Origin of the sequence: Paraburkholderia sp., from assembly GCF_036488795.1 — a bacterium.
GTDB lineage: Bacteria > Pseudomonadota > Gammaproteobacteria > Burkholderiales > Burkholderiaceae > Paraburkholderia.
This window is the reverse complement of sequence record NZ_DASXHA010000061.1, coordinates 20,315-45,700: the sequence shown is the minus strand read 5'-3', so window position 1 is coordinate 45,700 and position 25,386 is coordinate 20,315. Positions and strand designations below refer to the sequence as shown.

Annotated in this window: 24 protein-coding genes; 10 read left to right on the top strand and 14 right to left on the bottom strand. The window is 62.0% G+C overall.

The genetic code is table 11. The annotated features are described in order from the left end of the window. Window positions 1-28: 28 nt before the first annotated feature. On the bottom strand, window positions 29-2,116 hold the full coding sequence (locus tag VGH41_RS07790) for a pyridoxamine 5'-phosphate oxidase family protein (RefSeq protein ID WP_331596790.1): 2,088 nt from the start codon (window positions 2,114-2,116) through the stop codon (window positions 29-31). Between the two features lie 49 nt (window positions 2,117-2,165). After that, complete coding sequence (locus VGH41_RS07785; RefSeq protein WP_331596789.1) at window positions 2,166-2,807, bottom strand: glutathione S-transferase; 642 nt, start codon at window positions 2,805-2,807, stop codon at window positions 2,166-2,168. A 116-nt stretch (window positions 2,808-2,923) separates the two neighbouring features. Between VGH41_RS07785 and VGH41_RS07780 the strand changes: the two genes are divergently transcribed. Continuing rightward, window positions 2,924-3,832 (top strand): LysR family transcriptional regulator, encoded by a 909-nt coding sequence (locus VGH41_RS07780; protein WP_331596788.1) that lies wholly within the window; start codon window positions 2,924-2,926, stop codon window positions 3,830-3,832. Between the two features lie 66 nt (window positions 3,833-3,898). On the opposite strand, the gene VGH41_RS07775 is transcribed toward VGH41_RS07780, so the two are convergent. Next, window positions 3,899-4,915 (bottom strand): 1-aminocyclopropane-1-carboxylate deaminase, encoded by a 1,017-nt coding sequence (locus VGH41_RS07775; protein WP_331596787.1) that lies wholly within the window; start codon window positions 4,913-4,915, stop codon window positions 3,899-3,901. Between the two features lie 199 nt (window positions 4,916-5,114). Between VGH41_RS07775 and VGH41_RS07770 the strand changes: the two genes are divergently transcribed. Then, a complete protein-coding gene (locus VGH41_RS07770) occupies window positions 5,115-5,624 on the top strand; it encodes an Lrp/AsnC family transcriptional regulator (protein ID WP_331596786.1) in 510 nt (169 codons plus the stop codon). A gap of 2 nt (window positions 5,625-5,626) precedes the next feature. Here VGH41_RS07770 and VGH41_RS07765 read toward each other — a convergent pair whose 3' ends face one another. Continuing rightward, window positions 5,627-6,154 (bottom strand): Lrp/AsnC family transcriptional regulator, encoded by a 528-nt coding sequence (locus VGH41_RS07765; RefSeq protein ID WP_331596785.1) that lies wholly within the window; start codon window positions 6,152-6,154, stop codon window positions 5,627-5,629. 152 nt (window positions 6,155-6,306) lie between these two features. Between VGH41_RS07765 and mdeB the strand changes: the two genes are divergently transcribed. Further along, on the top strand, window positions 6,307-9,030 hold the full coding sequence (mdeB, locus tag VGH41_RS07760) for an alpha-ketoglutarate dehydrogenase (protein WP_331596784.1): 2,724 nt from the start codon (window positions 6,307-6,309) through the stop codon (window positions 9,028-9,030). A 103-nt stretch (window positions 9,031-9,133) separates the two neighbouring features. Here the strand turns inward: mdeB and VGH41_RS07755 are convergent, their stop codons facing one another. Further along, window positions 9,134-10,825 carry a glycoside hydrolase family 13 protein gene (locus VGH41_RS07755; RefSeq protein ID WP_331596783.1) on the bottom strand — a complete coding sequence of 564 codons (1,692 nt, stop codon included), beginning with the start codon at window positions 10,823-10,825 and terminating at the stop codon, window positions 9,134-9,136. 459 nt (window positions 10,826-11,284) lie between these two features. On the opposite strand from VGH41_RS07755, the gene VGH41_RS07750 reads away from it, so the two are divergent. Beyond that, window positions 11,285-12,763, top strand: coding sequence for an MFS transporter (locus tag VGH41_RS07750; RefSeq protein ID WP_331596782.1), 1,479 nt, complete (start codon window positions 11,285-11,287; stop codon window positions 12,761-12,763). 164 nt (window positions 12,764-12,927) lie between these two features. After that, on the top strand, window positions 12,928-13,899 hold the full coding sequence (locus tag VGH41_RS07745; RefSeq protein ID WP_331596781.1) for a LysR substrate-binding domain-containing protein: 972 nt from the start codon (window positions 12,928-12,930) through the stop codon (window positions 13,897-13,899). A 136-nt stretch (window positions 13,900-14,035) separates the two neighbouring features. On the opposite strand, the gene VGH41_RS07740 is transcribed toward VGH41_RS07745, so the two are convergent. Both VGH41_RS07740 and VGH41_RS07735 read right to left on the bottom strand, forming a co-directional pair. Beyond that, entirely contained in the window at window positions 14,036-14,593 is a 558-nt protein-coding gene (locus tag VGH41_RS07740) for a DUF4863 family protein (protein ID WP_331596780.1), read from the bottom strand. 260 nt (window positions 14,594-14,853) lie between these two features. Then, window positions 14,854-15,171: a DUF6566 family protein gene (locus tag VGH41_RS07735; protein ID WP_331596779.1), complete on the bottom strand. Its 318-nt coding sequence runs from the start codon at window positions 15,169-15,171 to the stop codon at window positions 14,854-14,856. Between the two features lie 288 nt (window positions 15,172-15,459). On the opposite strand from VGH41_RS07735, the gene VGH41_RS07730 reads away from it, so the two are divergent. Further along, on the top strand, window positions 15,460-15,846 hold the full coding sequence (locus VGH41_RS07730) for a TraR/DksA family transcriptional regulator (RefSeq protein ID WP_331596778.1): 387 nt from the start codon (window positions 15,460-15,462) through the stop codon (window positions 15,844-15,846). Window positions 15,847-16,070: 224 nt separating this feature from the next. Here the strand turns inward: VGH41_RS07730 and VGH41_RS07725 are convergent, their stop codons facing one another. Together VGH41_RS07725 and VGH41_RS07720 are read right to left on the bottom strand one after the other, a co-directional pair. After that, the gene (locus tag VGH41_RS07725; protein ID WP_331596777.1) at window positions 16,071-16,610 is read right to left on the bottom strand and encodes a DUF1003 domain-containing protein; all 540 of its coding nucleotides are present in this window, start codon (window positions 16,608-16,610) and stop codon (window positions 16,071-16,073) included. 92 nt (window positions 16,611-16,702) lie between these two features. After that, a complete protein-coding gene (locus tag VGH41_RS07720) occupies window positions 16,703-18,193 on the bottom strand; it encodes an MFS transporter (protein WP_331596776.1) in 1,491 nt (496 codons plus the stop codon). Window positions 18,194-18,612: 419 nt separating this feature from the next. Between VGH41_RS07720 and VGH41_RS07715 the strand changes: the two genes are divergently transcribed. After that, the gene (locus VGH41_RS07715) at window positions 18,613-19,911 is read left to right on the top strand and encodes a HAMP domain-containing sensor histidine kinase (RefSeq protein ID WP_331596775.1); all 1,299 of its coding nucleotides are present in this window, start codon (window positions 18,613-18,615) and stop codon (window positions 19,909-19,911) included. Between the two features lies 1 nt (window position 19,912). Here VGH41_RS07715 and surE read toward each other — a convergent pair whose 3' ends face one another. Next, complete coding sequence (gene surE / locus VGH41_RS07710) at window positions 19,913-20,701, bottom strand: 5'/3'-nucleotidase SurE (protein WP_331596774.1); 789 nt, start codon at window positions 20,699-20,701, stop codon at window positions 19,913-19,915. 215 nt (window positions 20,702-20,916) lie between these two features. Between surE and VGH41_RS07705 the strand changes: the two genes are divergently transcribed. After that, window positions 20,917-21,576, top strand: a complete 660-nt coding sequence (locus VGH41_RS07705) for a glutathione S-transferase family protein (protein WP_331596773.1) — start codon at window positions 20,917-20,919, stop codon at window positions 21,574-21,576. A 42-nt stretch (window positions 21,577-21,618) separates the two neighbouring features. Here the strand turns inward: VGH41_RS07705 and VGH41_RS07700 are convergent, their stop codons facing one another. Then, window positions 21,619-22,584, bottom strand: coding sequence for a TIGR03571 family LLM class oxidoreductase (locus VGH41_RS07700; RefSeq protein ID WP_331596772.1), 966 nt, complete (start codon window positions 22,582-22,584; stop codon window positions 21,619-21,621). 269 nt (window positions 22,585-22,853) lie between these two features. Here VGH41_RS07700 and VGH41_RS07695 point away from each other — a divergent pair, with 269 nt between their 5' ends. Both VGH41_RS07695 and VGH41_RS07690 read left to right on the top strand, forming a co-directional pair. Further along, window positions 22,854-23,147, top strand: coding sequence for a hypothetical protein (locus tag VGH41_RS07695; protein ID WP_331596771.1), 294 nt, complete (start codon window positions 22,854-22,856; stop codon window positions 23,145-23,147). A gap of 64 nt (window positions 23,148-23,211) precedes the next feature. Next, window positions 23,212-23,544 carry a superinfection immunity protein gene (locus VGH41_RS07690; protein WP_331596770.1) on the top strand — a complete coding sequence of 111 codons (333 nt, stop codon included), beginning with the start codon at window positions 23,212-23,214 and terminating at the stop codon, window positions 23,542-23,544. 192 nt (window positions 23,545-23,736) lie between these two features. Here the strand turns inward: VGH41_RS07690 and VGH41_RS07685 are convergent, their stop codons facing one another. The 3 genes from VGH41_RS07685 to VGH41_RS07675 form a co-directional block, all read right to left on the bottom strand. After that, window positions 23,737-24,021: a hypothetical protein gene (locus VGH41_RS07685; RefSeq protein WP_331596769.1), complete on the bottom strand. Its 285-nt coding sequence runs from the start codon at window positions 24,019-24,021 to the stop codon at window positions 23,737-23,739. A 416-nt stretch (window positions 24,022-24,437) separates the two neighbouring features. Further along, on the bottom strand, window positions 24,438-24,674 hold the full coding sequence (locus tag VGH41_RS07680) for a hypothetical protein (protein ID WP_331596768.1): 237 nt from the start codon (window positions 24,672-24,674) through the stop codon (window positions 24,438-24,440). 436 nt (window positions 24,675-25,110) lie between these two features. Beyond that, window positions 25,111-25,257, bottom strand: coding sequence for a hypothetical protein (locus VGH41_RS07675; RefSeq protein ID WP_331596767.1), 147 nt, complete (start codon window positions 25,255-25,257; stop codon window positions 25,111-25,113). Window positions 25,258-25,386: the final 129 nt, after the last annotated feature.

Sequence of the window (25,386 nt, the reverse complement as noted above, 5' to 3'; positions counted from 1 at the left end):
CTCTGCGGGTGATGCATCGTCTGTCACGCTACAGATCCAGCACCACCGTCGAAGCGTCGCCTGTACCCGTCTTCGCTGGTATCGCGCTGCAAATCAGCGCGTGCCCGGGTTCGATCGGCGCTTCGCACGGCACCGGGTAGCTGACGTTGCCGGATAGCAGCCGCGTCGAACAGGTGCCGCATACGCCGGAGCGGCACACGGACGGCGCGGTGACGCCATTTGCTTCGGCAAAATCCAGCAGGCTGCCGTCTTCCTTTGACCACAACGCCTCGCGCTGCGTCCGCATAAACACCACCTTGGTGGACTGTGCTGCGTCCTTGCGTACGGCAGCCGGTTGCACCGGCGCGGCGGCATCACCTTTTTCCCCACCACGTTTGACGCTTGCCGGTCCGAACGCCTCGAAGCGAATCCGTTCATCTGCGATGTTGAGCGCGCGCAGACCGTTATAGAGATCCTGCATGAACGCGCCAGGACCGCACAAATAGAAGTCGTAGTCGCCAAAGGGCAGCACGCGTTTCAGATAATCGATGTCGACGCGTCCTGTCGTACCCGACACATTGGCTTGCGCAGGACGGCTGTCGAGCAGATGCACCGACACATTTGCGTGCGCCCCGGCGGCAGCACGCAGTTGTTCCGCGAACGGATGCTCGCTGAATTCGCGTGCGCCGTGAATGAAGTAGATATGCTCGCGCGTTTGACCCTGCTCGGCTGTTTCGGCGAGCAAGCTGTTCAGCATGGCGATCATCGGCGTGATGCCAATGCCGGCTGACAGCAGCACCACCGGGCGCGGGCTTGCTTTGTCCAGGGTGAACGCGCCAGTGGGCGCCTTCGCTTCGATCTCCATACCGGCTTTGATCTGGTCGTGCAGCCACGCCGACGCTGCGCCTTCGCGCTTGACGGTAATCCGATAGTGCCGGCCGTGGTCCGCATCGGAGAGTGTGTAGGTCCGCAGCAACGGCGCGGCGAGACCGGGCACGTGCAAACGGATGGGCAGAAACTGGCCCGCTTCGAAATGCGGCAATGCTGAGCCATCTGCGGATTGCAGATAGAACGAGCGTGCCGAGGGCGTTTCATCGCGCACGTCGATCACTCTCAGCTTGCGCCATGGCGCGGGAGCAACGCTAGACGTTGTTCCCGGCCAGCTGCCCAGTTTCGCCAGCTGCGGCGCGTACTGCACAGCCGACCAGCGGAACGGCAGCGCACCTCGGCTACGGCGCACTCCACGCACATGAAACCGCAGGAGCCGCTCGGCGCCTTCGAACGACGCCAGTTCCGCACCTTCCCAGACGATCTCGGCATGCACGGCGAGGTAGAGCAGATCGCCGGTTTCGAAGTCGATCAGGAGCAGACCCGCACGCGGATCGAGTGTCAGGTTCCCGACGGTGTTGAAGAAGAGATTGCCGCTGAAATCAGGCACGGTGAGCGTGCCGTCGGCATCGACGCGAATGAAGCCGGGCGCGCCGCCACGATGCGACACGTCGGCGCCGCGCCCCATGCCGGCCTCGTTCGATGCATTGGCGCTGGCAATGAAAAAAGTGTCCGCGCGTGCGAGCAGCGCACGGTCTTCGTCGCTCAATGTCGTCGAGACAAGCGGTGCGGCATGTTGATCCACCGCTGCTTCGACAAATACAGGCGCGCGGCCCTGAATGTACTTCGCGCAGTTGCCGTAGCTTTGGCTGACGGCAACGGTCAGCGCGTTGTCGTCAATTGCGGTGACGACGCCGTTGACCCGATTGCGCCGCCGCGTGGCCGGCTGGATGCCAAGTCCGCCGACCAGCGCGCCGACCTTCCATGCACCCGCCAGGGGATCTCCCGCCAGACCGCGCCCGGCGATGCGTAGCGTGTGCTCATCGGGCGTCGAAACAAAACCCGGTGCACCGACCCGCAGCGACGCCCACGGCTGCCCGCTTTCGTCCACACCGCCGAGCACCATGAACGGCTGCTCCGCATAGAACTTGCGATGCTGCTCGGGCATGTAGTCGCGAATCCCGCGGCGGGCATCCACATCCATACGCTCACGCACACCCGCTCGCTCCTGGGCGGCCAGTTCGCCGGCATGAAAGGGCGATTCGACGGCGCGCCAGCCAGGCGGACGAGCAATAGCGGGAGTGGACATGATGGACTCGATAGCTCAACGGGATGATGAGCGGGCACTCGTCGCGATCTTACTCGGCGAGCAAACCGGCTTTGCTGGCAGGCATCGGCACGAAGCGCGGCAACGCTTCGACGCGCTTGAGCCACGCCCGCAGATGCGGATACGGTTCAAGCGAGACGCCGCCTTCGGGCGCATGCGCGATATACGAATGCGCGGCGACGTCGGCAATCGTCGGCGTGTCGCCCACTGCGAATGTTTTGTCGCGCATTTCGTTGTCGAGGACCTTGAACAGATCGGCGGCAATCTGTTGCGCAGCCGGCAGGTCGCGCGGCGCATCGAACAGCGTGACAAGACGCGCGGCGCATGGGCCGTACGCAATCTTGCCGGCAGCGAGCGCCAGCCAGCGCTGTACGGCCGCAGCGCCCAGCGGATCGTCCGGCAGCCACGACTTGTCGCCGTATTTGCGCGCGAGGTACACCAGAATCGCATTCGAATCGCTCAGCACGAGATCGCCGTCTTCGATCACCGGCACCTCACCGAACGGATTCAACGCAAGAAACTCGGGCGTGCGATTGTCGCCCGCCTTCATATTCAGTTCGACGACCGTGAACGGCAGGTCCAGCAGCGTCAGAAACAGTTTGACGCGATGACCGTGCCCGGACAACAGCGTGGTGTGCAGGCGAATCGGCTGGGCGGGCTTTGCAGAAGACATGTACGGCTCCGGATGCGAGTTGTTTATGAATCGGTTGCAGCAAGATTACGCCGCGCGGTAAGGCCTGAGAAGATGGATAATCGCGGTTACTCTATCCTCTCAAAGTGGACAATCGGATGGCTAGCGCAAGCGACGTGAACCTCAACCGGCTGGGGGTGTTTGTGGCGGTCGTGGAGGCCGGTTCATTGACGGCGGCGGCCGACCGGCTGGGCATTGCCAAGACCATGGTCAGTACCCACATGCAGAGGCTCGAAGCCGAAGTGGGCGCGAGCCTGCTGGTGCGCACCACGCGCCGGGTGAGCGTGACGGAGGCCGGTCGGTCTTTCTATGAAGCGAGCCGGCAGATCCTCAACGTGGCCGACGAGGCGCTCCTCGCGCTCGAAGGCGGCGGCACATTGCGCGGCACCTTGCGGGTGGCCACGCCGGTCGACTATGGCGCGATCGTGGTGGCGCCCGTACTTGTCGCGTTGCGGCAGCAGCATCCGGAGCTGCATATCGAACTGATGTCGAGCGATCGGCTGGTGAATCTCGTCGCCGAGGGCGTCGACGTTGCGATTCGCATCGGGCGGCTGGCGGATTCGAGTCATCACGCGGTGAAGATCGGCAGCTTTACGCGCTGGCTGGTCGCCAGTCCGGACTTCATCGCAAAGTGGGGTATGCCGTCCACGCTGGCGGCGGTCACAGCGCTACCGTTCGTCGGCAATGCCGTGTTGCCCAAACCGCTCGTCCTTCTGCTCGAAAGCAAGGGCGGCAGGAAGCAGACCGCGCGCTTTGGCACGGGCTTCCTGGCCGACACCGCAACCGGCTGCCGCGCGGCCACGCTGGCGGGGGGCGGGGTGGCCGCGCTGACGAATTTCTCGGTCGCCGAAGATGTGGAGGCAGGGCGGCTGGTGCGCCTGCTGCCGGACTGGGCTGCGCCGGCGGCAGGCATTCATGCGCTGTTTCCGTCGGCACGTTATCCGGCGCCAAAGGTGCGGGTGTTCGTGGATGCGCTCAAGGCGCATGTCGGTTCCGCGCACGCCTGACGGCAAGCGGGCACGTCGGCACATCGATGCCCGGCGCGCCTGCGTCGCCCATCCGTCTGAAGCGCGTCAACCGTTGCGAAACAGAAAGCTATATCCGTTGAGCGCCGGTACTCCGCCGAGGTGCGCATAGAGCACCTTGGAGCCCGCTGGAAACTCGCCAAGCCGCACCTTGTCGATCATGCCCGCCATCGACTTGCCTTCATACACCGGGTCCGTCAGCACGCCTTCCAGTCTGGCGCACAGACGGATCGCTTCCATCGTGCCTTCGTTGGGTAGACCATATTCGGGGCCGCCGTAGCGCTCGTCGAGAACAATATCCGTGGCGACGATATCGCGTCCCAGCTCGACCTTGCCAGCCGTTTGCTTCGCAATCCGGAATATCTGATCGCGGGTTTGTGCAGGTTTGGCCGACGCGTCGATGCCGATCACGCGGTCCGCGCGCCCATCGGCCGCGAAGCCGACCACCATGCCCGCTTGCGTGCTGCCCGTCACGGAGCACACGACGATATAGTCGAACCGGATACCCAGTTCGGCCTCCTGCTGCCGCACTTCCTCCGCAAAGCCCACAAAGCCCAAACCGCCTAACGGATGATCCGAACATCCCGCCGGAATGGCGTACGGTGTGCCGCCGGCCTCGCGCACGCTTTCGAGCGCGTCTTCCCAGCTCTTGCGAAAGCCGATGTCGAAACCATCTTCGACGAGGCGCACGTCCGCGCCCATGATGCGCGACATCTGAATGTTGCCGACACGGTCATACACCGCATCCGAGTAGTTCACCCAGTTTTCCTGCACGAGCACGCATTTCATGCCCAGATGCGCGGCGACCGCGGCCACCTGGCGCGTCTGATTCGACTGAATGCCGCCAATCGAAACCAGCGTGTCGCACCCTTGCGCCAACGCTTCGGGAATCAGGTATTCGAGCTTGCGGGTCTTGTTGCCGCCGAAGGCCAGACCGCTGTTGCAGTCTTCGCGCTTCGCGTACAACTCCACTTTGCCGCCCAGATGTTTGCTGAGGCGCGGCAACGCCTGAATGGGGGTGGGGCCGAACGTGAGCGAATGACGGGGGAATTTCTTCAGGTTCATGCGAGCCTCCAGTGGTAGAGAGTGTGCCGGCATCGAGTCGTGCCTCAACCATCAGCCCGCTTCGAGCGAGGCGCCGATGCTGCGGTGAAGAACATGGTAAGAAAGTTTCGAAGAAACAGGGTTGCGAAGATATTCACCAATTCTGGCTTTCCTGAAGCAGGTGGTATGTTTGAGTTACGTTTACTTCCTGGATCAGGTCATGCCCGCAAGAAAATTTCGTAGCCCTGCCGGGCAGGCACACCAGGCAGGCGTGCAGATCGATCGCGTCGATCGGGCCATCCTGCGACAGCTGCAGCGCGACGCGTCCATCTCGAACGTCGCGCTGGCGCACAAGGTGAATCTGAGCGCGCCCGCCTGTTTGCGGCGTGTCGAGCGGCTCAGGGAAATGGGGCTGATTCGTGGCGTGGTGGCGCTGCTGAACCCGAAGGCGCTGGACGCCGGCATGCTGGTGATGATCGGTGTGGTGCTGGATCGCTCAACGCCCGACTCTTTTGCCGACTTCGAAAAAGCCGCGCAAAAGGTCTCGGGTTGTATGGAGTGCCACGTCGTGACAGGTGAATTCGATTACTTCATGCTGGTGCGCACGAAAGACAGCGACAGCTTTAGTCGCCTTCACGCCGAACAATTGCTCTACCTGCCGGGCGTCCGGCAGATCCGCACGTTCGTGGTGTTGAAGGAAATTCTTTCGACGACGAGTTTTCCCGTCTAGCGTCACTGCCAGTCGGTCGACACATCATCGGGGTCGATCAGCGTGAGTCCCGACGACGGCAGCGGCAAGGCCGTTTTGTAGCGCACCTGCTTGAGCGCAAAGCTGGAGCGGATGTTCGACACGCCTGGGATTTTCGTCAGATGTTCGAGGATGAAGCGCTCCAGCGTTTGCATGTCCGGCATCACCACGCGCAGCAGATAGTCCGCGTCGCCCGTCATCAGATAGCACTCCATCACCTCGGGGCGCTCCGAGATGGCCTGTTCGAACCGCTGCAGCGCCTCTTCGACCTGTTTTTCCAGACTCACCTGAATGAACACGTTGATTCGCAGCCCAAGCGGTTCGGGGTTCAGCAACGTCACCTGCTGCTTGAAGAGACCGAGCTTTTCCAGCGCACGGACCCGGTTGAAGCAGGGCGTGGGCGACAGATTCACAGCGCGCGCCAGCTCGGAATTGGTGATGCGGGCGTTCTGCTGCAACTGGCTGAGAATCCCGATGTCAATGCGATCGAGCCGTTTCGGTGGCGTCGTCATGGTTGAAATATTCCGGATTTGAGGGTGTACACAGAATAAATACACTATCCGGATGGCGAACGGCAAGCAAATGAGAGCCTTATTTTGCGGTGAGGTGGGTAACATCTATTCACTCATTGATGAACCGAACGCCTCTTTGCGGGAGTGGTGCCATGACGGATCTGTCGAACGGTGCATTGCAGTTGCGATCCCTTGAACGCGGTCACGAAGATAGCGACCCCGAAGAAACTGCGGAATGGCTGGAGGCGCTGGACGCCGTCGTCGCGCACGTCGGCCGTGACCGGGCGCAGTACCTGTTCGACCGGCTCGCGGCACATGCGCTGGCGCTGGGTGTCGAATCGTCCCGCATGCGCGTCACGCCGTACGTCAATACGGTCGGCTTCGACGAACAGCCGCGTTACCCGGGCAATCTCGAACTGGAGGAGCGGCTTGGCGCCGCGTTGCGCTGGAATGCACTCGCCATGGTGGTGCGCGCAAACAAGGCGTACGGCGAACTCGGTGGACATATTGCGAGCTATGCGTCTGCCGCGGATCTGTTCGAAGTCGGCTTCAATCATTTCTTCCGGGCTTCGAATCCGCAGGCAGGCGAAGGTTCCGGCGGCGATCTCGTTTACTTCCAGCCGCACTCGTCGCCGGGCGTTTATGCGCGCGCCTACCTTGAAGGATTCCTTAACGAAGAGCATTTGCAGCACTATCGCCGAGAGATCGCGGGGCCGGGTTTGTGTTCGTATCCGCATCCTTGGCTGATGCCGGACTTCTGGCAATTTCCCACCGGATCGATGGGCATTGGTCCCATCAACTCGATTTATCAGGCGCGTTTCATGCGCTATTTGCAGAATCGCGGCCTCGCGCAGACCGAAGGCCGCAAGGTGTGGGGCTTTTTCGGTGACGGCGAAATGGACGAGCCCGAGTCGATCGGTGCCTTGTCGCTGGCGGCGCGCGAGGGGCTCGACAATCTCGTGTTCGTGATCAACTGCAACCTGCAACGGCTCGATGGTCCGGTGCGCAGCAATGGCCGCATCATCGACGAACTGGAAGCGCATTTTAACGGCGCGGGCTGGAACGTCATCAAGGTGGTGTGGGGTTCGGACTGGGACGCGCTGTTTGCGCGAGATCGAACCGGTGCATTGATGCGCGCCTTCGCTCACACGGTGGACGGCCAGTTTCAAACTTTCTCGGCAAACGACGGTGCCTACAACCGCGAGCGCTTCTTCGGCCAGAACCCGGAACTTGCCGCGCTTGCCGCTCAGCTGAGCGACGAGGAAATCGACCGTCTGCGGCGCGGCGGCCACGACGTGCGCAAGCTGCACGCAGCCTACGCGAAGGCACTTTCGCATCGCGGCCAGCCCACGGTGATTCTCGCGAAGACCATGAAGGGCTTTGGCTTGGGCACGTCCGGCCAGGGACGCATGACGACGCACCAGCAAAAGAAACTCGGTTTCGATGACCTGAAAGCGTTTCGCGATCGTTTCCGCTTGCCGCTCTCGGACGAGGACGTCGAGCAGGTGAAGTTTTACAAACCAGCAGAAGACAGCCCGGAAATGCAGTACCTGCATGCTCGCCGGGCGGCACTCGGGGGCTATCTGCCCAGAAGGCGGAGAGTCGCATCGAAGGGGCTGACCGTGCCTTCGATGCAGACCTGGGCGCAATTCGCGCTGGAGGCGGGCGGCCGTGAGATGTCCACGACAATGGCGCTCGTGCGCATGCTCACCGCATTGTTGAAGGACGCGCAGATCGGCCCGCGCGTGGTACCGATCGTCGCCGACGAGGCGCGTACCTTCGGCATGGCCAACATGTTCCGCCAGGTCGGCATCTATTCGCCGCTTGGGCAGCTGTATGAACCGGAGGATCTCGGTTCGATGCTGTACTACCGCGAAGACACCAAGGGGCAGATTCTTGAAGAGGGTATCTCGGAAGCAGGCGCGGTGTCGTCGTGGATCGCGGCGGCGACTTCGTACAGCGTGCACGATCTGCCTATGCTGCCGTTCTACATCTATTACTCGATGTTCGGGTTTCAGCGCATCGGCGACATCATCTGGGCTGCCGCGGATCAGCGCGCACGCGGGTTCCTGATTGGCGCGACCTCGGGCAAGACGACCTTGGGCGGCGAGGGTTTGCAGCATCAGGATGGCGCGAGCCACCTGGCGGCATCGACGATTCCGAATTGCCGTGCTTACGATCCGGCATTTGCGTATGAAGTAGCGGCGATCCTCGACGAGGGCATGCGCGAGATGGTCGAGCGGCAGCGCGACGTGTTCTATTACGTGACGGTGATGAACGAAAACTACGCGCAGCCGTCGGCGCCGCAAGGCGATGCACAGGTTTTGCGCGAAGGGATTCTGAAGGGGATTTATCCGCTGTCTTCCGGATTGAAAGCAACGGCCCGCGTGCAATTGCTCGGCGCTGGCGCGATCCTTGGCGAAGTGCTCGCCGCACAGCGGATGTTGGCGGCCGATTGGGGCATCGAGGCTGCGGTGTGGAGCGTGACCAGCTTCACCGAATTGCAGCGCGACGGCATGGCCGCCGAGCGTGGCGCGCGTCTTGGTGAGGCAGCGGGCGAGCCGTATGTGACAACGGCGCTTGCGGCGTCGAAGGGGCCTGTGATCGCCGCAACCGATTACGTCCGCGCGGTGCCGGAACTGATTCGCGCCTACGTGCCGCGCCGTTACGTCACGCTGGGCACCGACGGCTTCGGGCGCAGCGATACGCGCGAGGCGCTGCGCGAATTCTTCGAAGTGGACCGCGCGTCGATTGTGATCGCCGCATTGAAGGCGCTGGCAGACGACGAGGAAATCGAAGCAGGCAGAGTGCGCGAAGCGCTGCAACGCTATGACAGACAAACGACGCAGTCCAGCGCCACGCCTTGGGAACGATGAAGAACTGCCAGGGTGCCGGGCATTGTTGCGCCGATCCGCCTGCGGCGATTTCGCCGCAGGCGGCCAGATGACGTTGATCCTGGCTACATTCTGATTGGCACGCTCACGGTAGAGACAACCATGCCGCGGTGTTGGCGGGCAACTGGCCCTTCACGTCCAGCGGCTCGCTCGACACCATCATGTGACCAGCAGGCAGCGCCGCCGCTTGCATACCCAGGTTGATGACGGCACGTACGCGGCCGTTGTCGAACACCAGCACATCCGGCGAGCCGGACGGTTGCCACTTGACTTCACCCGCACCGAGTCCGTATTCGCGCCGCAATTGCAACAGCAGTCGATACAGTTCGAGCGTCGAGCCGTCGACACCTTCCTGCCGGTCCACTGCATAGCGTGCGAACGCATCGGGCTGCGGCAGCCAGCTCTTTGCACTTGGACCGAAGCCGAAAGCGGGCGCGTCCGCCTTCCAGGGTAGCGGCACGCGGCAGCCGTCGCGGCCGATTTCAGCGCCTTCGGTGCGGAAAAACGCCGGGTCCTGCCGATACTTCGCGGCGAGCGTCGTATGCTCCGGCAAGCCCAGTTCCTCGCCCTGATAGATGTAGGCCGAGCCCGGCAGCGCGAGCGTAAGCAATGCGGCGGCGCGGGCGCGCCGCAAGCCTGCGGCTTCGTCCGGCTGCTCGCCAGCCGCGTCGATGCCCTTGGGGCGTGCCCCGGGTTTGCTCAAGCCATAGCGCGTCGTGTGGCGCACCGAATCGTGATTGGACATCACCCAGGTGGTCGGTGCGCCAACACTTGCCGAGGCCGCTAGCGAAACATCGATGACCTGTCTGAACTCCGCCGCGTCCCAATGCGCGAGCAGGTAGTCGAAATTGAACGCCTGCTGCATTTCGTCCCGGCGGATGTAGCGCACGAGCCGCGACGGCGGCGCAATCCACGCTTCAGCCACCATCATCCGCTCGCCGGGATAGGCGTCCAGCACGCGGCGCCAGCTCCGATAAATCTCGTGCACACCTTCCTGGTCCCACATGGGGCCGGGGTTGGCGCTAGCGGCGTGGGCTTCGTCGCCGGCAGCGTCGGTGCCTTCCACCATGGCGGTCTGGCCGCTCCAGTCAGGCAACCCGGCTGCCTTGATGAGACCGTGCGCGACGTCGACGCGAAAGCCGTCGACGCCACGATCGAGCCAGAACCGCAACACGTCTTCGAATTCCGCGCGGACCTCCGGATCATCCCAGTTCAGATCCGGCTGCCGGCGATCGAACAGGTGCAGATACCATTGCGAGTCACCGGGCGCACGCGACCATGCATTGCCGCCGAATACGCTCTGCCAGTTGTTAGGCGGCAATTCACCGTGCGCGCCGCGGCCGTCGCGAAACAGATAACGCGCGCGTGCGGCGCTGCCCGGCGGCGAGTTCAGCGCGGCCTGGAACCACGTGTGTTCGTCCGATGTGTGATTGGGCACGAGATCGACGATCACCTTCATGCCGTATTCATGCGCCTTGTGCAGCATGCGATCGAAATCGTCCAGCGTGCCGAACAGCGGGTCCACGACGCGATAGTCCGCCACGTCATAGCCCGCATCGGCTTGCGGCGAGCGATAGAACGGCGAGAGCCAGATCGCGTCGGTACCGAGGCGCGCCAGATACGGCAGCTTCGACGTGATGCCCGGCAGATCGCCGATGCCGTCGCCATCGGCGTCGGCGAAAGAGCGCGGGTAGATCTGATAGATCACCGCGCTGCGCCACCATTCGAGCCCGGCTTGCGTGGCGCGGGCGGTGAATTCGTTTGTGCGCATATTCATCGTGTTTTCCCTCTTCTTGGTCTGCCCGGGCAAAGACCCGTCATGTGCCTGGGATTGTCAGGGTGACGACAGCTTCGCGTCCGTGTTGCTGCGCACGGTTTCGCGATCGTCGGCGCGGCAAGCGCGCCAGCCGTGCGCCTCTCCCGCGTATCGATCCATGCCCGCGCGAGACGTTCCCGCGAATTTGCAACACGGCGTTTCGTTCGATGACGACTGCCGCCGCCTCCAGGGCGGCATGCTGCAAAAAATGCAGGGTACCGCGGCGATCCGGGCTGCGCCAGGGGATGCTGTCGATGTGCGACGGCGGGGCGGAAATAATGCCGGCATCGAACCGTTGCAGGCCTCACGCAGCTAGAATGCTGGCCGGGCCTTGCGCGCAGTGCCGCGCTGCGCATGCCCAGCACGGCAGCCGTCGCAGGAGCGGCCTGAAATACCCCCAAGAGGACACAAGGAGACTCCATGACCACCCCCGATCAAGGCGGCCCCGTCGCGCACCGGTCCGGTGCGGGCGCAAATGGCGCCACGCAGGGTGCCGGACAAGGCGCGCCGGGTTCCAGCGCCGTGGCCCTCGACGCCGGTACGATTTCCGCGCGTCTGGACCGTCTGCCGGCCACGCGCTCCGTATGGAAGCTCGTCGTCTTGCTGAGCCTCGGCTTTTTCTTCGAACTCTACGATCTGCTTTATAGCGGTTACGTTGCACCGGGCCTCGTCAAAAGCGGCCTGTTGACGGCGACTACGCACGGCCTGTTCGGCACCACGGGCGTCGCGAGCTTTATCGCGGCGTTGTTCGCGGGTCTGTTCATCGGCACGATCGCTTGTGGTTTTCTGGCTGACCGTTTCGGACGGCGTGCGGTCTTCACCTATTCGCTGTTGTGGTACACCGTGGCCAACGTGGTGATGGCGTTTCAGGAAACTGCAACGGGCCTTAATGTCTGGCGTTTTCTCGCGGGCCTTGGCATCGGCGTAGAGCTGGTGACAATCGGCACATACATCTCCGAGCTGGTCCCCAAGCAGATTCGCGGCCGCGCGTTTGCCTGCGAACAGGCGGTCGGTTTCATGGCCGTGCCGGTGGTGGCGTTTCTCTCGTATCTGCTGGTGCCCCATGCGCCGTTCGGACTCGACGGCTGGCGCTGGGTGGTACTGATCGGCGCGCATGGCGCGCTGTTCGTCTGGTGGATCCGTCGTGCGTTGCCGGAAAGTCCGCGCTGGCTCGCGCAACAAGGGCGGCTTGCCGAAGCTGACCGCGTCATGAGCGCGCTCGAAGCGAAAGTGCGCAGCGAATATGGGCGCGATTTGCCGCCGCCTGCACCGCCCATGCCGGTTGCGCCGCGCGGCCGGTTCCGCGACATGTGGGTGCCCCCGTATCGTAATCGCACGGTGATGATGACGATCTTCAATGTGTTTCAGACAGTCGGCTTCTATGGTTTTGCGAACTGGGTGCCGACGCTGCTGATCAAGCAGGGCATCACCATCACCACGAGCCTCATGTACTCGAGCGTGATTGCGCTAGCCGCGCCGCTTGGACCCGTGATCGGCCTTTTCATTGGCGACCGTTTCGAACGCAAGACGGTGATCGTCGTGATGGCGGCCGCCAATATTGTGTGCGGGTTGTGGTTCAGCCAGGCCGCAGGCGCCGTGTTGCTGGTAAGTCTTGGGATTGGTTTGACGCTTGCCAATAACATCATGTCGTACAGCTTCCACGCGTATCAGTCGGAACTGTTTCCGACCAGCATCCGGGCGCGCGCGGTGGGTTTCGTGTATTCATGGAGCCGCTTCTCGGCGATCTTCACGGCGTTTCTGATTGCGGCTGTGCTGAAGAGTTTCGGCACGACGGGGGTGTTCGTGTTTATCGCCGGGGCCATGCTGATCGTCATGCTGGCAATCGGCTTGATGGGGCCGCGTACGAACGGCCTCGAGCTCGAGAAAATATCCCGATAGTCAGGACGCTTAAGGCGAGATCGACTCAGCAGTGCAGTGGCGGCCTCACTGCGACAGGTGCTTCAAGACGTTCGCGGACATGCGTCGCGCGAAGGCCGGATGAGGCGTGCGTGTCGAGATGGACGAGTAAAATGACTCGACTGCAACCCTGACCTGTCAAAAATATGAACCTCGGGCGCATTGACCTCAATCTCTTGCGCGTGTTCGACGCGGTCTTCGAGGACCGCAATCTGGTCCTTGCCGGAAAGCGGCTGAATCTTAGCCAGTCCGCTATTAGTCATGCGCTAGGGCGGCTGCGCGATGCGCTTGAGGATGACCTGTTCGTGCGGACCTCGAAAGGGATGGAGCCGACAGCACGCGCAGTCGCAATGGCGGCCCCAGTGCGCAACGCACTCCACCAGATTCAGGCGGCGCTAGGCGACGAGCCGTTTCGGCCCGACGTTGCCGAACGAGAGTTCGTCGTCGCGGCAAACGACTACATCACGATGCTGCTGCTCGGCCGTCTCAGTCAGAGACTTGCCGTAGAAGCTCCGATGGTCAACCTCGTGATACGGCCTTCCACGCGGCTGGATCTGGCCGGGCAGATCGACATTGGCAGAATTGATATCGCCATCGGCATTTTTGCGGAAGTCCCCGCGCGCTTTCAGTCGATGATGGTGTGGCAACAGCGAGACGTGCTGGTGATGCGGCAGGATCATCCCGTCGGCAAGCGGGCCGTCACTCACGACGACCTGTTGCACTACCCACTCGTCGCCGTCTCGCTTGGCGGTGCGGAAGAGGGGGCCGTGAGCGGCTTTATCGTTGAGCGCGGTCTGGCGCGACAATCGGAAATGTTCGACCGGCAAGCACTGGAAGATGCCTTTCCAGAGGGATTGGCGCGACCACGGCTGAGGGTCGCAGTGGCTCATTCGCTGGCGATTCCCGCCTTGCTGCGTGACAGCGAAATGTTTGCCATCGTGCCGTCTCCATTGGGACACGAGTTTGAGCGCGACGGCGCGCTAAAGACGCAGGCGACGCCGTATCCGTCTCCGGAGGCTGCGGTCAGGGCGGTGTGGCATGGAAGAAATACGCACGATCCGGCGCTGCAGTGGCTGCGGGCCCAGATACTCGATATCAGCAGACAGGTGGGAAGCTAGCCGGTCCTGTTTGCAACGGGTCCCGCACGGCATGCCGCAGGCTTATCGCCCCATGCGTGTCGTGAGCAAGCGGGTGTCGATGCGGCGGGAGCGCAGGACATGCCGCAAACGGCAGGTCCTGAACATGATCAGTTGATCAGTGTGCGTCTGGTGCCTTGACGTTGTACGCAATGCGCCCGGCAGGCAGAAAAAACAGGGCGATAATGGCACCGCCCTTTGTTTCCGGATAATGATGACTGCCCGGCGCCGGTGCGGTCCATCCGCCGTAACACCAGCCGTTCGGACCGGCGAGGGCTGCACCTTCGTTTAGCGACACCACCATGTTGAATTCGCCATAGGGATGAGCGTGATAGTCGCCCCGGAAGCTTCCCTCGGGGTTGTTCTGATCGTTACCGGTGCTGTCCATATAGACCGCGGTAATGCTGAACCCAAAGGTCTGTTCTGAAGGGTCGACAAGACGTGCGCGCCGGTACCTGCGTCCGGATATCTCGACGTTGGCCGCCCAGCCTTCCTCCACTACGCCGATCGTAATCAGCCGTTTCAGATCCTGATAGAACTCGCTCGACGTGCCGTATTTGTCATTGAGCCACCGTTCGACCTCGTTGCCGGTGGTCAGGTCCTTGACCTCTTCGAGAAAAGGCAGACATCTGGCTATCAGTTCATCTCTGCTGCTCGGGATATTCGCTTGTGACAAATTGGTCCTCACTGGTGTTAAGGGCTACCTGTGCCGCCGGAATTGACAATGCTGCGTCGGGGAGGGGGGGTTTTGCCTGTCGACGGGGGGGCGACGAAGGACTCACCGCTGCGTTCACGATGCCACATCGGCGCTAGCGGACGAAGGGGCGAGTTTTCAATATCACATTGAATGCTGTGCAACGACATGCCGACGCGGCATGCGCCGCCGCTTGCGTGACGGGCGCACACCGATTGCTTTTGATGAATCGACAGCCGGCGTTACACGCTGATCTCAGGGCCTTGCGATTTCTCTTCCACACCGCGAAACCAGACCTCCGCGCGGCGACGCTCCGCAATCCACGAATGCGTTTCCGGCGTGTGGAACTCGTGATCGACGTACCGTCGTCCCCATTCGAATGCGTCTCTAAGCGCTTCTTCTTCGGTCAGCCATTCGGGTTGAACGGTCATGGGACGAAGCTCGACGACCTTTCCCGCGCTGTCCTTCAGACTGACGGCTGCGACCCATGCGCCGAGCGGGTTGGTCTGCGCAGACGCGACGATCTCAAACCCGCCGTAAGAAACAGTGCTTGCTGGCATGGTGTTCTCCCTTGCTGTTTGCGACTGAAATCCGATCGTAATCTGGCGTGCGTCACAGAATCAAGAATAGGCGCTGGCATGGCCAATCCACGCATTCGGCCTGAATCCGCGTGTTCGTATGAGGAAATCTGTTCCGGTGATTCGCTTGATTGAATCTCGACTCGCCAGAGGTGCCGGAAATACAGGAAGCCGATTTCTACGTTAACCTGAAGAAGCCGACACTCCACGCGATTGCGGGCGCAATGTCGACTGGGGAGAACTGGACCTGTCAAGGTAAGGGAGAGCATCATGCCGGATCAACAGAGTGGCTTGAGTGAGGCGTTCATTGCGCAGCAGCGCACGCGCCTCGAAGCAATGCGCCGGGAGCTGCTGGGGGGCGAGGAAACCACGATCGCGGACGAGCAGGCATCCGGGCAAGACCACGGCGACGAAGCCAGGGAATACGAGGACGATGCGCAGGACATGGCACGCGACGAAATCAACCAGTCGCTGCGTGACGTGAACAATCAGCGCATTGGAGATATCCAGCGTGCACTGCAGAAGATCGACGAGGGCACCTACGGCTTGTCCGACGAAAGTGCTGCGCCGATTCCCAAGGCGCGGCTCGAGGCCATGCCTGAGGCTATCTATACCGTTGAGGAACAGGGGCGCCGCGAGGCGGGTTCATCAGGCTAGGCATGCGTGATATGACCTGACGGCAGGTCTGGGGTTGACTGTCCACGTGAACCGTCCGATTCCCTTTAGCGAAGCTGGGTGCTGCAACTGCAAAGGCAACGCTATGGCGTCCGTCCCGGTCTTGCCCGTTCGACGATTGTGCAGATTGGCGAACCCGCTATCGACGATGACCATCCGCTGCGCTTCGGCTCGAGGTGAGTCGAATCGTTGCGCGGCTCTGAGCTTTAAGCCTTCGTACCGGTGGATGCCAGCTTGTCGTGAAGCTCGAGCGTCAGTGTTTCAATACGCTCGCTCAGTTGTTTGGTCATCTCCGTCAACCGGGTGTTCTGCTCAACCAGCAAAAGCAGCTGCGCGGTTTGTTCCGCAGTCTGAATCTGGCGCTGTTCGTTTGCCCTGGCGATATCTTCACGGTGGCGAGCGTCTGCGTCGGCACTCGCCTTGTCCCGGTCTGCCTGGCGCGTTTGCGCGAGCAAGATTAGAGGAGCAGCGTATGCCGCCTGCAGACTGAAGGCGAGATTCAAAAGGATGAAGGGATAAACGTCGAATTTGGTCAGCCCCGCAACGTTCAACCCTATCCACACGGCCACAATCACCGTTTGCGCCACAAGGAACGTAGGCGTTCCGAAGAAGCGGGCAAAACGCTCCGCCTTCAGGGCGAACCAATCGTCGCCGAAGACTGACGACAGGTGGGCATGCGGCAGATGAAACCGCAAATGATGCTTGTCGTCTTGCGGATTATCCTGCGGCGTTGTGGGCGTGTTCATGGTGGCGTACTCCTCAGATCGAGGAATCCGATGCTACACAATGTTCTTTTCAAAATCCGCACACACGACGGTCCATTCTCCGTGAGCACAGCTCACGTATTGCGAGGCGTGGCCGACATCTGAAAGTCTTCCGCGTCCACGTCATAACCCGACGGCTCCCAGCGGATGGCGAGGAGTGCCGCGAGGCCGCACAGCGGTGCGATGGCGATGATCCAGAAAACCCGCGTGCTCAACGCCGCGGCGAGCACCGGGAACAGGAACAGCGAAACGGTGGAGCTGGCGCGCATCAAGGTCTGATTGAAGCCCACGCCGACGCCGCGCAACGAAGTCGGGTAGCTCAACGACGCGAAGGTCATGCTGTGTGAGCCGGCGCCGACGCCCTGGCCGAGCAGGAAGGTCGCGAGCAGCGCGACGGCGGCGACCACCTCTGCCGTGGCCGACGGCCGTCCGACGATGGCGAGGCCAATCAGCGCAATCGACTGCAGCACGTAGCCCAGCACCGTCAGCTTCCACGCGCCCACCCGGGGGACGATGCGCACGGCGATCAGACCGCCGACGAAGGCAAAGCCGAGATTGAGCACCAGTGAGGCGAGAATCGTCGTGAGCATGGACTGCGCGAGGAAGCTCGACAGGATGACCGGCAAGCCGAATGCCACGGCGTTATAGGCGAACGACGATGCGACGCCGATCACCGTCGCCAGCACCGTGCGTCGCAAATAGACGCCGCGCAGCAACGCACCGTAGTTCTTCCATGACGCGCTGCGCACCGGCGCACGGCTCGCCGCGGCCGGTGCATCCTGCACCGCCACGTCCGCGTCGATGCCATACGAACGCTTGAGGATGCGTGCCGCGCCTGCCAGATCGCCCTGGTTGGCGGCCCACACCGGTGATTCGCTGATATAGCGGCTGCGCACGGCGATGATCGCAATGGCCGGCAGCGCGCCGAATCCGAGGATCAAACGCCACAGCAAATGAGCATGGCTTGCAGGCAGCGTCGCATAGAACGTCAGCACCAATAGATACGAAATGCTGATCGCGGCGTACCAGACGGGGCACCACGTCGCAATCCGCGCGGCCTTGTTGCCGCGCCCCGAAAGTCGCGAGAATTCGGCGAGGAACGCCATCGCGACCGGCAGGTCAATGCCGACACCGAGACCCATCACGAAGCGCGCGCCGCCCAGCACCCATGCATTGGGGGCGATAGCGCAGGCGAGCGCTGCGATCACGAAGAAGAACATGTCCGCCATGAAAACGCGGTAGCGGCCGATCTTGTCCGTGAGGAAGCCGCCGAAGAATGCACCGACGATCGCGCCAAAAGTAATCGCGGATGCGACGAGGCCCGTGCCCGTCGGCGTCAGCGAAAATTCGCGCGCGACGTCCTTCAGGCCAAATGCCAGGGCGCCGAGATCGTAGGCGTCGAGGAACACGCCGCCCAGCGCGATAGCCACGACAATGCGGGCATCGCTGCCTGCAGCCGCACCGCGATTGACGAGGTTGGAGACGTCGGCCGCCGAGCGGATGACGGGCCTGACCGGCCCGCTTGTGGTGGTGACGCTGGGCTTGGACGCAATCGGAGTGGACATGCAAAGACTGCCGGCAAAGACGCGATGCTACTGTGTCACGCGTGCCCGGCCCAAAGCCATTTTCGTTATTTGCTCATGCTGACTGCAGCACGGACGGCTCTTGTTACCGCGTCATGAAATTATTGGAAAGTTTTTGTAAGCACTTGGGTTCCCAAGGTGCTTATTCGTAGGTTCTAATGACGCCCGCGCAAGGGACTATCGACGTGCCAGTGTTTTTGATGCGCCTCGCTTCTCCGGGAGCGGGCTTATTGATGTTAACGGACGTAGCAGCAGATTCTTTAGCCTATGTTGCCCAATATTCAGGTAGCTCAATGCCCTGATTCCGCTTCGAGGCGGAGTCGCACTTGACGAACGGAATGCCTCGGCAGGTTTGTCCTGCGCATGTTCCGGCTGACAATGAAAAGGACGAAGAGGAATCGTTGAATACCCTGTTTGTAAGAACCATATTGCTGTCGGTGGCGGTGCTGCTCTCTGTGCACCTGGGCATGTCGCTGCTGTGCGAGCACGACCGTGCAATGCGCGATGACACCCGTTTGCAGCAGCCTCACGTGTCGAACGGTCCCGGCCTGTTCGGGGACGGGCCGGCCGCGGCGGTGCCGGTAAGGCCCGTTGCCCTGGTGGCCGCCGTGATGAAGCCCGATCTGGCCGGACGGCCCAGGCTCGTCGACTTTCGCTCGCCGGTCTATGAAGTGCCCACATCCGGCACGATGCTCGATATGAGCACAACAGGGGCGTCTCTATCAGACGGTCCTCAGGGCACTGTCGCGGGCGCGGATCCTTCCTGGACCGAGGCACTGTGGCCCGACGCAGGATGGTCTGAGCCGGCGCCGGCGTTTGCACTCGATTCCCGCTTTGCCTTCGCGGAGTGGCTGATCTCTCTGGTGGTCCTCGGCTTCGCGATTTTCGGTATCCGCCAGCTGCAACGACCGTTGCACGAGGTGACGCAGGCGGCGCGCGCATCGGCCAGCGGCCGCTGCCTTGCTGCGGCAATCGGCGAGGAAGGCCCAGGCGAATTGCGCCGCATGGTGCGGGCGTTCAACGAAATGCTCCGGCGCCGCAATCAGGCGTTCGAGGAGCAGGCCGCGGCGCTGGCGGCGCTCGCGCAGCATATGGAACACCAGGCGGCGCGTCTGCGAAGCCGCGCGCTCGAAGTCAGCGAATGGCACAAGCGGGTCGCATTCGTCGAGGACATCGATTCGTTCACGGATATCGCGCAGCAACTGCTGGAAATTGCCGGATGCGCGAGTGGAGACGGTCCGCTCGTATCCGTCGATGGCTTCCTGCGTGACCGCTTCTCGATGATCGGCACGATGGATGGCACGTTGTTCGCCTGCGATCTGAAGGCGGGGCCGCAGTTCATGATGGCGCGCCCGCTACTGGAGCGCCTGATGACCAATCTCGTCGATAACGCGCTCGAATACGGCACGCCGCCCATCGAAATCAGGACCTCACGCGAGCGCCGAGGATGGCTCCTCAGCGTGCGCGACCATGGTCCTGGCATTCGCGAAAGCGAAATGGCGGCGGCGACCAAACCGTTCGTCCGGCTTGGCGCGCCTCAGCAGCGTCATGGTCGCCACTGGGGACTGGGGCTGTCGGTCGTCGCGCGGCTGGCGCGCCGCAGCGGCGCCAATCTGGTGCTGGGCAATCATCCGGAAGGCGGTTTGTGGGTGCGTCTGGTGCTGCCGGTTGAAACGCCGCAGGTGAGCGACGCTTCCTGATTCAACGCCCGCTTTGCAACGCCGCGTTCAGCGCGGCCAGCGTGCGTTCGTCGGTACGATCGAAATAAAGCGGTGTGACGGACACCCGGCCTGACGCCACCACGGCCGTTTCGCTATCCGGCGCATTTGCGCGCGGCCCGCGTTGAAAGCGCAGCCAATGATAGGGCAGACCTCGCGGATCGACCTGCGGCAGCACCTCAATGCCTTCCACCAGACCGACACCCTGGTTGGTCGGCGTGAGCGGTCCGGCGCTAGCGGCATCCACATCCGGGAAGTTGACGTTCAGACAGGTCGGCGCGTCATGCGAAATGGCGAGTAGCTGGCGGATCACGCCAGGCGCGAGCGCGCGTGCCGTGTCCCAGCGCACGTGGCTGGCGTTGCTGAAGGTCTGGCTCAAGGCGATCGACGGCAGGCCGAGCAGCAGGCCCGTCATCGCGGCGCCGACGGTGCCGGAGAACATCGTCTCGACGCCGAGATTGCCGCCGCGATTGATGCCGGAGAGGACCAGCGCAGGCGGTGCGTCGCGCATCAGATGACGGGCGGCCATCACCACGCAGTCGCCCGGCGTGCCCACCACGCCGAAGCGCCGTTCGCCCTGTTGGCTCACCCGCAGCGGCGAATGCAGGCTGATCGAATGCGATGTGCCGCTCTGATCGTGCTCGGGTGCGACCACCCAGACTTCATCCGCGAGTTCGGCCGCAACAGCTTCGAGCACGGCAAGACCGGGCGCGTCGATGCCATCGTCATTGGTCAGCAGCACACGGGGCACTTTGGGAATTGAGGCGGACATCGCGGGCGCTCCTTCGTTGAGTGATCAGGAAAGGCCATTATCCGATGATTCGCGTGCCTGGCGTCGCGCAGGTTAGCCGATTGCGCAAAACAGTGGGCTAAAACGCGTGTGAACACATGTCGATTCCGCCCGGTTTGGTTCGTCGTCAGGTAAAGCAGTCGTTCCGCCTGCCTCTGCCGGGGCAGTTCCGACCTCCTGAAACAAGGTGAACCGCGATGAGTTTGAAGCTTTACGCCCATCCTTTTTCCTCATACTGCCAAAAAGTGCTGATTGCGCTGTATGAAAACCGGACACCGTTCGAATTCTGCATGCTGTCGCAGGAGAATCCGCGGGCCATGGAAGAGCTCACGGCGTTGTGGCCGCTCAAGCGTTTTCCGGTGCTGGTGGATGCGGGGCGCACGGTGATCGAGTCGAGCATCATCATCGAGCATCTCGGGCTGTACCATCCCGGACCCGCGCCGATGCTGCCCGCCGACGCGCGCGCCGCGCTGGAAGTGCGCAGCATGGACCGCTTTTTCGACAATTACATCTCGACGCCGGTCCAGACGATCGTATTCAACAGCCTGCGCCCCGAAGCCGACCGCGACCCATACGGCGCCGCTCGGGCGCGTGAAATGCTCGACGCGGCATACACCTGGCTGGACGGCGTGATGGCGGGGCGCGAGTGGGCCGGCGGCGACAGCTTCAGTCTGGCCGATTGCGCGGCCGCGCCGTCATTGTTCTACGCGGACTGGACTCATCGCATCAACCCGTCGTTGCGCAACGTGATTGCGTTCAGGCAGCGGCTGCTGGCGCGACCTTCGTTTGCGCGTGCGGTGGACGAGGCCCGTCCGTATCGCCCGTTTTTTCCGCTTGGCGCGCCGCAGCGGGACTAAGAGGTTGTGTGCCGGCGCGGGCTGTGCTCGTGAGAAAGCGGGCTAGGCCTGCGCATGAAACTCCGGCAACACCTCCGCAGCCAGTTCTTCCAGGACCTCGCGCGATGGACGCCCGGAGCTGAGGTTCAGACTCACATGATGCGTACCGTGAGCCCGCATATCGCGTAGTAGTCCGGATAATGCGTGACGGCCGCTACGATATCCAAGTGACAGTGCGGTCGCGGGTTCATCGGCGTCGGCGCTCAGATCGAGTCGCATGGCCACGCCAAACGCACGAAAAGCCGGTGTGCCGAGCCGGTCGACGGCGGCGCGCCACATGCTGTAGCGTGCGCGCTGCGCGTCGGGCTCGCGGTGATAGGTCATCCAGCCGATCGCATGGCGCGCAATCCAGTCGACGCTTTGTCCGCCCGAACCGACCGCCAGCATCGACACCGATTCGGCCGGGCGCGGCAGCAGAAAAAACTCAGGGGAGTCCGGCGGCGTCTGATCCGCGAGCACGCGCGGTTGCGGACCCAGCGCCGCCGCAACGACGTCCCAATGACGGCGATACAGATCGCGCCGTTGTGCGGAATCCGCGCCGAACGCCGCATATTCGGGCGGACGGTCTCCTGAGCCGAGGCCGAGGATAAAGCGTCCCCGGGACAGGTTGCCGACCGAAATAGCACCCTTGGCGATATGCAGCGGATGTCGCAGCGTCAGCACGATCGCGCCGCTAACGAGCGCGATGTTCGCCGTGTTCGACGCTAGCGCGCCGAGCAAAACCCATGGATCGAGATGCCCGACCGGGTCCGGATAGTCGGCGCTGTTGAGCGGGACGTCTCGAACCCATAGCGCGCGGAAGCCGAGCGAATCAGCGAGTTTCGCCAGCGCGACCTGCTCGCCGAAATCCGCAACGATGTTGCCGTTCTGTAGCAGCGGCAAGTTCAAGCCAATTGAAAGCGCACCGTCAGCGAAGACGCGCTGCGCGATATTGCCCGGACTGTCCGGATTACCTGCGAGTGCTGGCATCTTGCGGTTCGCTCCTGCGTTTGCCTTGGGGCGCGTCGACTTGCGCGCTCGCTGTGCCTCACGGCGGCCGGCGCCCTCGGGATGCTAGCACCGCACCGCAACGGGGGCATGCAAGGCGCGTCCGGCTAATTGTTCGAATTCCGCCAACTGTGATTTCACTCTATCGACATAGACTTTCAATAGGTCTCGCCTAAACTCACTATCAATCTAACGCTGCACTGATCGACAGGCAGCGTCCCAGTAATTCGATATCCGAGTGGAGTCCCATCATGAAGACCAGATTGATTGCAGCATTGCTCGTCGCGGTTTCGGCGTCCCTCGCAGCGCCGGCTTTCGCAAGCGGTTACGGCCCGGCGCCGTTTTATCGTCCGTCGGCTGGTGCGCCGGTTTCGCAACGCGGACAGAGCGCGCAAGCGATTGCCGCCGAACGCAACGATTCGAGCACCAACAGTGTGAACAACGCATCGGCTGAGTCGGCTTACGGCGGTGTGACCGATGGCTCGTCGCAGTCGGGCGCAGCCCAGTTGGCACCCAGCACGCGCAGTCTTTACCGCGGCCACTGATCCTCATAGGGCAGGCGTGAGATGCGCCTGCTCTGGAAAAGCGCTCGAATAGCGAGGTGATGGAATGTGGCACATTTTTCAAGGCGTCGTGGTCCTCGGCGTGTTTACGGTCTACATGATTCCGGCGATCGAAGCGGATGCGCGTCAACGTGACGATGCGTTTGCCATCACGCTGGTCAACGTGTTGCTTGGCTGGACGGTGATTGGATGGATTGCAGCGCTGATGTGGGCGCGTCATTCGGCGCCTAGAAAGCATCTCGCGCACTTCGCCAGAAGGACGCAGCGCGCGGTGGCGCGTGTGACGATTCAGAAGCTGATGGACCGCTCGGAGCATCGTGCAGTGTTGCAGCGCCGGTCGGTGGGAAAGCGGCGGACGGCATCGAACGCGACGATTTAGTGCGACCGGGTTCAGCGGTCCGTCTGGAAGAGGTTTCGGTGTTGTAGCTGTGGTTGTAGTTGTAGTTGTAGTTGTAGTTGCGTGGTTGCTGTATCAACGGCTTCGGGCGGAACGTGTCGCTCGAAGCCGTGCCGTTTTCAAGGCAGCTTAAGTGCGAATCCGGACCGCAACCGTGAGCCCAGGTTCGAGTCTTTATTCCGCGTTACCTTGCTGTTGGGCGTTATCCGCGGGTAACGGTTTTGCTGCGCCTTCAAGAAAGCGACGCGTTGCTTCGAAGGATTGCAACATCTGATCGGGCCAGGGCGTCTGCAGCATGACAGCTTGATGGTTTTCGAAAGCGCTCGTGAGCAGTTTCGACAGGTCCGGTGATTGCAAATGACGCAGCAGCACGCTGACGGCAATCGCAGTTGCCTGACTGGCGCCGGCCGTTTGCAGTTCGGACGTGGTGAGAGCGGCGAGTTGCTTGTGGATATCCATGGCGGTAAAAGGCAGAGGTTGATCGATTGAGGTGTTTCAGGCGCTGTTCGTGGGCGCGGCCAGATCGGTCGCGCAAACAAGCCAGGGCCATACCAGATGCTCTGGTGCGCAGCGCGTGCGATTGATCGCAAGAAGGCGGCGAGCCAAAAAAAAGCAACGGCCACTCGAGGTGACCGTTCTATGGAAGACTCGTTTGCGCTCACGCGTGGCGGGCTCATTTCATCACAAGCCCCGTTGTGTCCGGCAGAGCGGCCCGCATCCAGACTTTCGCGGGGAATGATACCGTGCGCGTATTGGGTGGACAACCCGGCGCGGACAACCCGAGGTTGGACAACCCACAGCCCACCGGCTGAGCAGACGCCACGCCTCATTAGCCAGGTGGCATAAAGCGCTAAAACGATCCGTTGCCGGGTAGGCTAGATGCCGGCCGTGGATTTGCTGTGCGTGATGGCCGCATCCAGTTCGTCGAGCTGCAGCAGCAGGTCGTCGATGGAACAGAGCTGTTTCTTTGTGACGTGATTGGCGTCGAGAAGACGATAAAGGCGTTTGCGCCAATACTCGGCTGGCAGGATTGGACCACCCAGATCTCCACACAACGAAGGCTTCATGACACGCGCAATATGCGCAATGTCCTGATCGATCAGCGTCAGCATGCCCAACCCCCCGTGAGTTGAATTTGGTTCAACGCTATCTTTGTTTTGTCTGATTAATACTGTAGATGAATTTCGTCAGATGACAAGCTGTGTTAAACACCAGTGAAACAATGAAAGGAAAATGAATGCTTTCGGGGGACTGGGCCGCTCTGCGTATTGAGGAAAACCATAATGGCAAACACTGGCCGAGCGGCTAGACTGTAACCAAACGTAACTAAGTGTTGCTAATCATAAGCACGGGGATGATCTAAACGGGGCCGCGCCAGAAGTCGGCGCTAGTGATAAGAAAGCGGTGGGGTGAAGCCGCACATACAGAATGGCCGCAGAGCGATCTGCGGCCATTTTTTTATCTGCGTTCTATCTGCGGATTTTTTATCCGCGGATTTTTATCCGCGGATCGCGCGAGGAGCGCTCTTGTGGGTGTTTGCCGTCCGCCTTAATGGCAGCGCTTTTCCCAATGATGATGCACCTTCACCTTATGGCACACCGGATGGTGATGATGGTCGTACTCAGCCGCCGAAGCGGATGTGACGACGCCGAGCGTGAGGGCGGTGAGGGTAAGGGCAAACAGGATTTTCTTCATGGCGCTTTCGTTTCTGGTCGATTGACCGTGTTGAGGAACAGGGCGTCATATTAGCCGCAGCGCGCAATAACGGTGTCAAGAATTTGCAACACCGTTAGGCGTTTCAACGCGCATCTGCAAAAACTCGAT